This window comes from Acinetobacter sp. P1332 (genome assembly GCF_044057475.1).
Taxonomy (GTDB): Bacteria; Pseudomonadota; Gammaproteobacteria; order Pseudomonadales; family Moraxellaceae; genus Acinetobacter; species Acinetobacter johnsonii.
In genome coordinates this window covers 34,166-47,405 of record NZ_CP171157.1, presented here as the reverse complement: position 1 = coordinate 47,405, position 13,240 = coordinate 34,166, and the positions used below count along the sequence as shown (strand labels likewise).

Here is a 13,240-nt window from a genome sequence, read left to right as displayed (position 1 = left end):
TGAGCTTGATCTTATGATTATATAGCGGCTGAACTCGTTTAATCACGAAAATACCCCAATACCAAGTAAAACAAGGTTAAGGGATAGGCATTTTGACAATGCCTATCCACAAAAATAGTTATTAATGTTATGACTTAATTATTGTCCATCGACCTTAACACTGAACTTCATTGTGACCGTTTCAGAAGGTGCTAAAGCAAACTCAGTTGACTTCAAGTTGTTTGCTGTATTTGACACTGAACCTTTTGATACAGGATCTAAAGCAGCTGCTGGTGTTGACCCTAAAGTGGTATAACTTGGTACCGCATCTGTAATCACAACTTTAGTTACTGCTTGGTTACCATCATTCACCGCCTTAATTTGGTAAATGATACAAGCACCTGGTTTTGCTTGAAGCGTCGATGTTCCGAAATTGCCTTCTTCAGCGCCATTACAATCAGCGTCTAGCGCTTGTAATTTTTCCAAACGGACTTGACCAATGTTCACTGTAGTTTTATCAGTTACAGTGACAGCAGCTGGGGCAGCAATACTGTTCAACTCACCTGTCGGAGTGATGGTTACAATAGATAGATCGGCCTGACCCGCTGTAGCATTACTTGGCGCTTCAACCTTCACCAAAATACTGACGCTTTCATTTGGAGAAAGTCCATCAAACGCAGATGTTGTTCCACCCGTTTTTTCTAACCAAGCTGTTAGATCATTTCCAGTAACTAGTTCAGTTGAGTCCGCAATACCGTCATTGTTCTTGTCTACATAAACAGACGTCACAAAACCAGATGTGGATGGATCATGCGTAATTGCAAAAGGAAGCGTACTACCGCCAGACACCCCTTCTACAACGTTACCGTTGTTGGTCAAAGTATGCTTATAAACAATCGTACCGCCTGGAGCGACCTGACCTTGTTGATCAGCTAAGAACGACAGTCCACGAACAGCTTCTACAACAAGACGATCTTTCATCTTGTCAGTTAAGCCAGTTGCAGGAGAGTTAATCGTGAAGACAATATCTTGGCTATTTGCAGGTGTTGCATCGGTTGATGGCGTCACTTTGGCACAGAAATAAGCCGTTGCATTTGGCTGAATTGCACCTGTGTTGGTCACTTTAGTTGAAGAACATACACCAGTTGAGTCAGCAACAAAGTACTCAACAGTCCAACCTGATGGTAATGGTTGATCTGTACCAAAGTTATAATTGTCTGCAGTTGAACCACCATTGGTCACAGCTATCGGGAATGTTCCTGCAACACCAGGTTTGGTCGTTACGGTCGTTACAATATTACCTGCAACATATGCGCCTTCACCCGTAAGTGCCGCGTCATTTTCAATATAATCTTTATTACCCTTACCATTACTCAAATCGACTTTAGAAGCAGTGATGTCAGTAATACGTAAAGTAATCTTATCCGTTAGTGTTCCATGCACTGGAGTAATGATTAAAATCGTATCTAAACCACTAGATGGAATCGGACCTGTATAACCATTTGGCAAGGTAATACGTGCCGAAATTTCAAGATGACCACCAGATACCAATGGACCACTATCTACACTTGCATCACCATTGGTATCCGTTAATGGTGTATTACCATCTGACTTTAACAATTCAACGATAGAACCTGGTGGTAGCTTAGATTTGTCGACTTCAATATTATATGTCTCAGTCACATTACCTAAATTATGAATCCAGATATCTTCAGTTAAGCTTGACGCACCAAATAAGATCGGTGAACCTTGAACCGCTGTTGTTGTGATCAAGTCATCCTTAGTAGAAACACTTATATCTTTTTGTGTATCCGAATAGGTATCTGTTTTATTATCATTGATCGTACCAATATAAGTCGACTGAACTGTGACATCATACGGGTTAGTAGGTTGACGACTTTCTGTACCTGGACCATCTGGGTCAAAGGTTGCAACGTTGGTAATTTTACCCGCTGGTGCACTTGCGTTGACTGTGACTTGGAACGTTAACTTGCCGGTGCTATTACGTGGCACTGATGCCAATACTAACGTTAATATACCACTCTCATACTTGTATTTCGCAGCAGTTTCATCATTCGCTGCATCTGTCAATGCAGCAGTCTGACCACTCCAACGTGCCGATTCAGCAACGTAAGTCACACCTGCTGGCAGGATATCTTCAATGGTTAAATTAGTTGCGTCGGCATTACCTGTGTTTTTATAGGTCAACTCATAAGTCACTGTATCGCCACGAGTTACAGCAGTAACATTGGCAGACTTCGTGACTTGAATCACTGCGCCACCCACGATTTTCACTGTATCGGTATTGGTTTTTGTTTTATCTGCTGGAACAGTAATATAGGTACTCTTTGCAGAAAGTTCCAATTGGCCAGACTTATCTGCTGTAGCTGTTGCAGCAGTTGTACCCACAACCACCAAGCCGACTGATTCATTTGCATTTAAGGTAACTTTTTGACCTGCCAAATTGGTATTGTTATCAGGTACACCATCTTTGTTGGCATCTAAATAAATCGCAATATTTGAAAAATCAAAATCATCGCCTGCAACGTTTAGTAAATCCAGTTCGAACTCATCTGTGCCATTACCCGTATTGGTCAAGACGTGTGATAGAGTCACCACACCATTCGGGTTCGCAGTCGCACTACGGTCTTGTTCAAGTGTGAAACTGCCCACTTGTAAAACAGTCGTTTTGACTTCATTCGAAGTGACAGTACGTGTAGTCGAAGTACCATCCACATACGATGCTGTTGCAATGTTACTAATGTTCGTACCCGCAGCTGGCGCAGCTGCATGTGTTGTGCCTGTAGCAAAAAAAGCAAACCCACCTAAAACTGTCGCAATTGACAAATAAAGGTTATTTCGCTTTGTTGTTTTCAAATTCATAGACATGAAAGTTCCCCGATTCCATCGGAATGATGTGTGTAAAATTTAGAAATTAATCGTTTGAAGTATTTACTTTGGCTTGTGCACTAACCGTTACTGCTTTCTTTGCTGGTAACTCTGCAATTTGCCACTGTAAAGCGCGGTATTCTTTCAATGGAGTGTTGACCAATTTTCCATCAACTTTTTTCTTTAATGGCATTGCAGCAAAGTTGACACCATCCGTGCTCGCGAGTGCACCTGAAGGCAAACTTGCACCCAAATATTGGGTATCTGCTGGAATCGGTAATGTCGCCTTTAAGCTTTTGATATTACCTGTCGTGTTGTTGGTATAAGTCGCACGATACTCAATCACATCCTGCGGTTTAATTGAGTCTGCAGCTTTAAATTGTGCATTCCCCTTATTGTCTACAACTTTTTTAAACGCTTTAAGCTGAACAGAGACAGGCTCATTATTGGTCGCTGCAGTTGCCACCATTGCACTGGCAGCAACCCCAACAAACATCAAACTAATTGTCATTTTTTTCAGCATAGAGTTTTTGTTTAACATGATTTTATCCACTGAGAACCAATGCGAAATTTTTGTGACACTAATCACTTTTTTATAAATTAATGCAACAAATTCCAAAGCAATGTTAAACAAAAATCACACAAACAACCATACATTATTTAAAAAAAATGTTAACCAGTTCACCTTGTGTTTTTTTTAGTGAATACAAAAAATCAAAAATAACAATCAAGTTACTGATATTTATTATATTTTTATTTTAAAACCAAATTACATAGTGAAACATTTGTAAAAGATACAAAAAATGACAGCTGCTAGTAAAAATTTTAATGCTCTGTAAGAGTCCTAAATGTTATTTTTCTGAGAGAACCATCTGAACAAAATAGACGCTATAACTGTCTTTAAATTATTCAACCCACGCTTATCATTTAATATATTTTTCAAGTAAATACATAAAAAACTATATCTCCCATTTATAAAAATGAGCAATAAAAAACCCCTTCATGTAGATCCCAGAAGGGGCTTGCTGTATCACAAATTAACTAATCGGGAATGCGTACACAGAAACCCACTTGTCCCTTTTGTTTCGGTGCCAAGACACCAGGAATTGTCCATTTCAACTGCCCTGCATTTGCTTCAGTTTGACAACCTGTAGCGGTACACGACATTGCTCCATATACAGTACCAATGGGAACACTATCTTTTAAAACAACATCAACTAAGTTTTTGTTTGAATTATTGGTATAGGTCATTTGATATTCCAAATAATCCCCTTTCGCAGCTTGGTTTGACACAGTAAATGGCGTGGAATTATTGCTAGGTGCAGGACATGTAGATGTTTTTCGAACCAACTTAGTGATGTTTAAACCTGCAGTCCCAATCGTCGTAATGTCATTCACACTATTACTTTCTTTTGCCGTAGCATTGCTATAAGTGGCTTTTCCATTGACTTTAAAACTCGCAATAAACCGATCGCCACCTTGCGCTGTGGTTGGTGAAATCACTCGCTGAATCAAACAAACTTTTTCATTGGCTTTGATGGTGCGAGTCGACAGTAAGCTCTCACCTTGATCTAACTGCGCATTACAGTTGCTGTCCACGTAAACTAAACTCTGCCAAGGCTGATTATTTGCAGGCTGTTGTTCTTTAGTTTCCGTTAGCGTTTGAACATTCATCACACTCTTAGCAGTTAACTCGTGTGGATAATCCACCCCATCTCCCGCCACGATAGTTTTTTGTCCATTTTGGGTGAGAACTAACTGCAACTCAGCATCCCCAAATAAAAAGCCTTCATAACTGGTGACATTATTTGCTTTTGGAATCGTAAACTGATCATTTGTGCTATCTGCTGTCGCTGTGACATTACTTGCTTTTGCAGAACTTACTGAATCAAACCCCGTCAGGTTCCGTTGCACGAGACAGACATTACTGCGTCCAGAAAAGACATCTTGTAATGTTTGGATTTTAAACTCACCATTGGCATTGCTTGTAGCAGAGGCCAAAACGGCTTTGCTACTACAATCTTGCAATTCAATAACACTGCCTGCTATACCCACTTCACCTGTATCTACAACAGCGTTATAAGCCTTAGAGGTGTCTGAGGTCGTTCCGCTATTGTCATTAAACACTCGTCCAGAGAATACATAGCCAGCATTTTTGCTGTTGGTCACACGACAAACAAACTTGGACGCAAATTTCACATTCGCTGCTGGAATCGTTTGAGTCAACCCACTTAAACTACCCAAATTACCTGTACTATTGCCCGAAACATCTGTATTCGTATCCGTACACTCTACGGTCTTGAGCGAATATAGCGTTGAGGCAGATTCAGCAAAACTAATGGCGGTATTCGGAGTCGCATAAGCCAATAAAGAACCTTGCTCAACAGGAGAGGTACTTTTCTTTAAGCGTACCGATTGTGCCGTTCCAACCACTGTTGTCACGACCTCACCACTGGTAATGGTTTCAGCATTGCTGTCGGTCAAATTTGAAAAAGAACTAAAGTTGAAACTATCAACGCCCCCCTCGGACACTTTATTCATTTCAAAAGTCGGCTTAAGACAAACATTAAGTTCATTAAACCCAATTCCAATATCATCCCCCACATAAGTGCTGGTATTTGGCCGAACATTTTGGAATTCGGTCCGTACTATTTTGGCCATTGTTACTGTTGTAGGCAAAGTAATCGTAAAATTGATAGCCACTGGGTCAGTACCATACGATCCAATCGCATAATCCGTAGTGTCCACTTGCGCACCATTAAACGCCGTAAATGAAGCTCGAGTATTTGAACTTTTCGCAGGCGTGACAAGCGTGGCATAGACAACGCCATCGACCATAATTTTTAAAGTTGCCCCACTGGTACTTGTTTTAGGGCTACCATTTGACCAATTTAAACGTCCTTTTAACTGCAATGCACCATTTGCGCCCGTACCATACATGACTGAATTTGGCACAATAGTCGGGTTAGCCCCTGCCGTTTTTAAAGCATTATCATAAGCAGTGCTCGCATTATCGACTAAATATGCCTTAAAAGTTGTATCTGAAACCAAATTAGCCGATTGACCAGATAAACATTGGTTTTGTGAGCTGCCGCTGGTAATCGGTGAATTTGAATTAATAATAATATCCACCGATGACGAGTTATTGGTTAAATTATTCTCAAAAGTACTCGTCTTTACCGATGCCGTATTCGTTACTGAACCACTTTTGTAAGCTAAACCGGTTATTGTAAATTCCAAATAATTAACATCTTTGCCATTTGCAGGTAATGTTAATCCTGTTGCTGTTAGACTGTTTGTTTCATTTTCATTGGTTACACTACTTGGGCAAACAGCCGTTCCATAACTTTTACATGACCAATATAAACTGGCAATATTATTTGGAACATTATCAGCTAATACCGCATCTGTAACTCCAGTTGCACCATTATTCCATGCTTTTATCGTATATTTAACAACCTCACCTACATTATAGCTAGTTTTATCCGAAGTTTTAGCCAGCTCTAGATCTGCTGCGGCAAGGACAGTATCTTGGTCTGCTGTCGTACATGCACCTGTGGTTGAGTTAAATGAACGGGTGATGCCATCACTATTTAAAGTTGTACAACTTGCCCCTGTAGATGAACCCAAGGTGGGCACATCCACCGTAGCCGTGTTCGTTACTGTACTGCCTGCCACAGCATCTACACGTGCTGTGACTAAAATTTCGTAAAATTCACCTGCAGCCAAACTTCCTGTATCTATACCTGTAGTAGAAGTTAGATTGCTTAGATTTGGCGCTGTGGTACATTTATTATTGGGCTCTGTACTACAGGTAACAGCTGTAGCTGTTAACCCTGTGCCCACCACATCCTTAAGTAATGTACCCGTATAAGTATCGGGCCCATTGTTGGTTACACGTACCGTATAGGTTGTTGTTCCACCAGAATACACTTGAGTCGTATTATTGGTTTTTGACACCTCAAGGTCTCCAACCATAGAATCAACACTTGAGGCACTGAAAACAAAAGCATCTCCAGAAGTTGAACTCCATCCAATATTCGAGGAACTTGTATAGTCAGATGCAAGATAAACTTTAAATCTTAAGGTACGAATTGGATTATTATTAAAGACTTGAACACTGCCGCTTGCCCCTCCACTCGTACCACTATGGCTTGAGTTATTTGACCCTCCTGTATTTGGACCATATAGTATTGCTGTATTTGTAATACTCATGCCCGATACATCTAAATTTCGACCAGACAGTAAGGTTAGTGTTGTGCCACTCGGAGGAGTGTCTAAAACAAAATTTGTAGTAATACCAAAACTGTCATAACCATAATAACCAACCGCAACCCCGCCCATACCTGATAAATTGATCACAGGGTTTTTAACATCGCGGCTAAAATTAACTACAACATCTCCAAAGTAATAGCCTAAACCATTATTTTGTGAAGATGTATTACTATGTCTCACACCTAAATTACCAGCTTGCAATAACACACGTGTACCATAGTTTCTACTAGCATCAATCCCTGTCCCCCGATTAGGATTTAGGCGGCTTGAGGTGAAATCAGAACTATCTGGCTCACCTTGCCCATTTAATGGAATAAAAATGGTGGACCCGGTTCCTCCAAAAACTAAGCCATTAGAATACACTCGATTTTCTATTGAGTATGTAACAGTAGTTTGAGGGAAATAATTAGAACTAAATGTATTTGCCGTTGGGTTATCAGGGTTAAATGAATAAGTATTTGTTTGTGGGGTGGTACTCGGCCCAGTTGTAGATGTATTTCCACTTGCTCCAACAATTTCTAAAGTAGGAACAGCAGCAATTGCTACCGAATTTAACATCAACCCAAAACCTAGGCTTGCTGAGAATGCAATAATGCGCTTCATTGACTTAGTTCCCCACATATTTCACCCCAAACTCTAAGCTATGACTCTCATTGCTTTTGATTGCTGCAACTGACCCTTTAATGGCACCTGTTTGCCCGAGTGCAGGCGCACTAAGCGAGCCAGACTCACAGCTTGTACACGTTGGTGCTTTACTCATCACCATCGCTTCAGGCGTATAATCATAAAAATTAAATCGACCAATGGCCGAAGCTCCCAAATTATTCACGGTTAATTGATACAGAACACATTGCCCAGACCCATCTGAATTACGTGTAATCGGCAAGATATTTGAGGTATACACGCCATCTGCCACGCCATCACAATTATTATCTTTGGCTTGTAACTTGCTCAAACGGACTGGTGCATTGGTGATGGTGGTAACATCAGTCGCCGTATCCAATACAGTCCCAGCACTATTTTTTAGGCTAATGATGGTAGTATTCACGACTCCAACAGTGTTATACGCGGTATTTTCAACTTTATTAAAGATACGAATCGGTGCTTTGCTGCTTAAAATAGAGCTATTCACAATCGATAAATTCTGAATTATTGGATCAGAAGCATCTAACTGCCCATCATTATTAGCATCATAATAAAGGGTAGTCGTAAAACCTGTTCGATCATTGGCAACGCTTAAATTATCCGTTGCAGACAATACAGACGTTCCCCACGGCTTTAAGATATGGCTATACACAATACTGCCACCTGGTGCAATTTGCCCACGTAAATCAGGTTCTAAACTCACCCCACCTTGACTCGCATTTGAGTTAATCGTAATTGCATTTTGAATAACGTCATAACCATTACTTGGCGCTGAGGTCATCAAATTAGACGAAGCCACTTTAAAATAAATTGGAATCGGTTGGGTTGTGGTCTTGGCATCCGCCCGAATTTCGACCACAGCGCAATAGAGCTGTGATTCGCCATTATTCAACAGTCGCGTTGAAGCAATTTCCACTCCAAGCACTGAACAATTTGCCGTCGTTGTAGAAAAATAGCGAACTGAACTAATTTCAGTAGGCAATGCAACCGTCGCAAAATTATTATCGGCATCGGCACTAAAACTATATACCGTCGCTTGACCTGTATGACGTACAGTGAGTGGGAACACCACCGTTTGATTATTCACCCCAGCTAAAGTTTTCCACGGCGAACTCCCACTCGACACATTGCCATTTCCCGTACCATTAGCTGTAGTTTCAGGACTATTGATCAAATCTACAGAACGAGCAGCAACACCCTGTGCCAAAGATGTTCGATCTTGTACTGTATCCGTTTTACTGCTGTCTGAAATCGACTGTGCTTTAGGCACAATGGTATAAGTGGTATTGGCTGTATCTACATAATCGACGGGGAATGTAGCCTTCACAATAATCGGAAGTTTATTATTCGTTCCCGCATCTATAGTCCCCGTATCGATAATACCGTCATTATTGCTATCAAATAATGGTGTAACACCATCTGCACGATAGAATTCCAATACACTACCTGTCGGTAAATTATGGCTGTTAAAAGTTAAATTGAACCGATCTGCTACCGTTCCTGTATTCCACACATAGTTTTCAAAAAGAACCGTACTACCACTACTTGCCCCTAATTTTTCTAATAAATCACTACCACTTACACTATTTGCATCAGCATTAATGACCACCCCATAAATCGGCTTAATGCTTAACATAGCAGTGTTAGACTGCGTGACTAAGTTAGGCGTGGTAGTCGAACTGTCATGGTCATAGTCCATATTGGCTAAGTTTGGAATGTCACCGGGTGCAGTACGTGTCACACGAACACGGAACTCAATATAACCTTGGGCGTTGGCAGGTACATTGGTGATTTGCGCACGAATGGTTTTAGCATCCGTATCGAGGTAATAATTGATTCCTACTGGATCACTACCTGCTATATCAGAATTAAGTGCTTGTCCATTCCAATTTTCTCCCCCCTTCACATACGTCAACTGCGCGGTATCCAACAGGTCGCTGATATTCACTACACCACTGTTATTACCATTATTGGTATAAGTTAAACGGACTGTTGCGATATCCCCATTCACCACTGTTGATTTATCAAAGCTCTTGGTTAAGTTTAAAGCTGCCTGATCTGTGATTCGTGATGTATCTGTATTGCTCAGAGGAGCAGCTGGCAATTGTATGGAAGTTGCGGTAAGTCGAATCCGGCTTAGTCCATTCACTGTAGCTGTTGAAGGGATGACTGCTTTAATAATCAGTGCAACCGCCTCTCCAGCATTTAAACTATATTGATTAATGGGAGTATTATTGTCTGGAACACCATTTCGATCGGCATCCAAGTAAATCTCAATATTACTATGGCTAAAACTGTCACCTGCAACTTGACTGCTCACCAAATTATAAAGATCACGTTCATTCCCGGTATTGGTTAAAACGTGATGATAATAAACCGTCTGACCTGGACGCACATATTCCGTCCGATCACTGTTTAAAAGAAATTCATACCGAGGAATAACAGTTGTTTGAACCAAGTTGGAACGTGCCACTTGAATTACGGTAGAGCCTTCTTCTTTGTATTCACCCACAGCCATGTTACTGATGACCAGAGCATCAGCAAAAACCCAAGTCGATGCTGTTGCCCCCAACAAGCTCAGCATGGCAATACGCATATTTCGAATCATTTTCTTTTCTGCAAACATTTTCCGAGCCTACTCTTAAGGGTTAACACGAATAACAAAGTAGAAATTGGCTTCTTGGTTTGGATCTAAACTACTCACCAAAGCAGAAACTTTGTCACCAGAAGATAAGTTTGTACCTGACGGAACAATTACAGGCGTTCCTACTAGGCTGGTATAAGCTGGAACAACATCATTAAACTGCACATTCTTCACCACTGAACCACCATCATTTTTAAGTGTCAGCTTATACACCACACACTGATTTGGCTTGACTGAAACCAACTGGGTGGAATAGCTCAAAGCTGCTAAATTAGTGGTTGCGCAGCTACTATTCGCTGCTTGTGTTTTAACTAATTGTAAATGCCCCGTTGCAACCGTGGTCACATCTGTATTTTTTAAGTTATCTAAATGAATGCCGTTAAAGTCAGATACTTCAACCACGATATCTGCCTGACTCACCACACCTTCTGTTGCAGAAGGAGCCGCCTGAACTTTAAGTAAAAGTTGAATGTCAGCCTGCGCCAATAAGCCCGCACTGCCCAAAAGCTGATTTAAACTGGTTGTTGCGCTAATAATTTGGTCTGCACTATCAATCTGACCATTTTTATTCGCATCATAATAAAGGGTATAAACAAAGCCATCATTTCTAAGTGGTACAACTTTCAAATTCACTTGAGAACCTGCGTTTGCACCTTCTGCCATATTGCCCAAATTCTTTAAAGTATGCGCGTAGACAATCGTGCCGCCCACACTTACCTGCCCCTGCTGATCATTGGTCAGGGTGAGTAAGCGCGCGACATTACTTTCAATTTGGTTCTTAATCGAGTCCGCTTGTTGATTAACCGGTGATTGAATCGCAAACCAAATCGGTGTTGTAAAATTCTGTTGGCTTGCGTCAACATCAATCACTGCACAATATGTCTTGCTTGCTCCTGCACCTAAGGTTCCCGTATTGGTAATTTGCTTACCCACCGTTTGACAGCTTGCATCACCTTCATAAAATTTGACGCTAAAACCCATTTTAGCGGTAAGCGCAATATTGGCCACATCGATCGCGCTAAAGGATGCATACAAATTATAGTTATTGGCTTGGGTTGAATTATTCTTTGCCACCAAAGGAAAAACCGCTTTACCCGAAGTAACTTTAACCGTACGTAAGGGTTGACCGGCATTATCCACGATCCCCACGCCTAAACCCGATTGGTCAGCATTATATAAATCACTACTGCTGGATTCAGCAGTTAAAGCTGTAATTTGGTTACGAATCGGGTCAGAGACTGCACTTGAAGCAATGGATGTCGCAACCACATCAATATTGATATTGCTGACACTGCTGCTACAGCCTGTAGAGGCCGATACTCCAACCTGAATTTGTTTTACCGCCGCATTTGAAATCGAGCCTGTATCGACTTTACCGTCACCATTGGTATCCGTAAGTAAAGTTTTTCCATCCTGCGTGTAAAAATTAACTGTGGCACAGCTAGGTAGATTGTTATTGTTTGAGCTATAACTTAAATTATAAGTATCTGTGGTATTGCCGATGTTCCAAACATAGTTATTAAAGAAAACTTCTTGCCCTGGTTTCAAACTGGCTTGAACCACTAGGTTATCGGGACTGCTATTCGGGTTACCAAGGTTCGTTGCTGAACTGGATTCATTATTTAAAACCACCCCATAGACAGCAGCCAAGTTGTAAATGACTGTATTGGAGAAACTGCTCAGTTTTACCGTGGTACTATCTGTATCGTATTGTACAAAACCTGCCGTGTTTGGAATTTTATTGGTCGCACCTTGTTTCACTTTGGCTTTAAAAGCCAGTGTGCCTGATGTGAGCGGTGCAACAGCCGTAATACTGGCTTCTAGACTCTTCCCATCAGGTTTAAGTTGATAGGAAATTCCCGTATTGGCAGATCCTTCTGTATCATTTGCATCGGTGAGTGCTGTGCTATTCTGATTCCAAACTGCCGACCCAGATACGTATTCTAAAGAATCATCCAACACATCTTGCAGCACGACACGACGTGTTGCTGTCCCTGTATTTCGATAGGTCAAAGTATAGGTAATCAAATCACCAATATTGCCTTCACTTGTACTTTGCGCTTTAACGAGAGAAATCACAGCATCATCGACAACGCGAATCGTATCTGTGACTTGTGCAGAAAGTGTCGTATTTTGCTGGCTCACAGCTTTGAGGTCTAAACTACTGAGCTGATTAAAAGAAACATTGGTCGGGATACTACCCACAATCACAACTGCTAAAGATTGACCCGCATTGAGCTCAATTGAACCTACCAATAAGTCTTCAGTATTATCTGGTAAACCATTTTGATCGCGGTCTGCATAGACTTTCACATTACTTAAATCAAAATTATCCGTGCTACTTTGTACTAGGCCCAATGTATATCGATCAGCCGTATTACCTGTATTGGTTAACACATGTGGCAGATTCACAGCCCCACCGACCACACCATATTGGTTTTGATTTTGTACTAAAGTCAGTGAGTACGTTTTTTGCACTTCCAATGCCACGGGATTGGAATTGACCAATAAAACATTCCCCATCTCATCGGTATAGTCCCCAGATGCAACGTTAGAAATATAGCTTCCCGGTTGTGGAAATGCATGTGCTTCTAATGAAAAAAAAAATAAAAACGACAGAGCAGAAAATTTCTTTTTGTTAATTTTCATATGAATTAGCCAGCAAAAGTACAAACTGTGTCACAATTCTATACTATTTTGTATCATAGTTGTTATTGTGATTGCATATTTATTAGATAAAATTTGTACAGGATATTTTTTATGCTTTCTGGTCATTTAAATTCTTATTTATTTCAAGCCAAATTGTCG

5 protein-coding genes are annotated in these 13,240 nt (G+C 40.9%); all 5 read right to left on the bottom strand.

Features of this window, described 5'->3' with window-relative positions:
- Positions 1 to 138 precede the first annotated feature (138 nt).
- Positions 139 to 2,868 (bottom strand): hypothetical protein, encoded by a 2,730-nt coding sequence (locus tag ACFN7Z_RS00170; RefSeq protein ID WP_395442333.1) that lies wholly within the window; start codon positions 2,866 to 2,868, stop codon positions 139 to 141.
- Positions 2,869 to 2,914: 46 nt separating this feature from the next.
- Positions 2,915 to 3,409, bottom strand: coding sequence for a hypothetical protein (locus tag ACFN7Z_RS00165; RefSeq protein WP_395442331.1), 495 nt, complete (start codon positions 3,407 to 3,409; stop codon positions 2,915 to 2,917).
- Positions 3,410 to 3,909: 500 nt separating this feature from the next.
- Positions 3,910 to 7,764 (bottom strand): hypothetical protein, encoded by a 3,855-nt coding sequence (locus tag ACFN7Z_RS00160; RefSeq protein ID WP_395442329.1) that lies wholly within the window; start codon positions 7,762 to 7,764, stop codon positions 3,910 to 3,912.
- A complete protein-coding gene (locus ACFN7Z_RS00155) occupies positions 7,751 to 10,414 on the bottom strand; it encodes a hypothetical protein (protein ID WP_395442327.1) in 2,664 nt (887 codons plus the stop codon). Before ACFN7Z_RS00155 ends, ACFN7Z_RS00160 begins: the two co-directional genes overlap by 14 nt.
- Positions 10,415 to 10,429: 15 nt before the next feature.
- The gene (locus tag ACFN7Z_RS00150; protein ID WP_395442325.1) at positions 10,430 to 13,081 is read right to left on the bottom strand and encodes an isopeptide-forming domain-containing fimbrial protein; all 2,652 of its coding nucleotides are present in this window, start codon (positions 13,079 to 13,081) and stop codon (positions 10,430 to 10,432) included.
- Between the last annotated feature and the right edge of the window lie 159 nt (positions 13,082 to 13,240).

Bases quoted from the DNA above. Each gene is read 5' to 3' on its own strand.
- ACFN7Z_RS00170 (WP_395442333.1), bottom strand. From the start codon at position 2,868: ATGTCTATGAATTTGAAAACAACAAAGCGAAATAACCTTTATTTGTCA.
- ACFN7Z_RS00165 (WP_395442331.1), bottom strand. From the start codon at position 3,409: ATGTTAAACAAAAACTCTATGCTGAAAAAAATGACAATTAGTTTGATG.
- ACFN7Z_RS00160 (WP_395442329.1), bottom strand. From the start codon at position 7,764: ATGTGGGGAACTAAGTCAATGAAGCGCATTATTGCATTCTCAGCAAGC.
- ACFN7Z_RS00155 (WP_395442327.1), bottom strand. From the start codon at position 10,414: ATGTTTGCAGAAAAGAAAATGATTCGAAATATGCGTATTGCCATGCTG.
- ACFN7Z_RS00150 (WP_395442325.1), bottom strand. From the start codon at position 13,081: ATGAAAATTAACAAAAAGAAATTTTCTGCTCTGTCGTTTTTATTTTTT.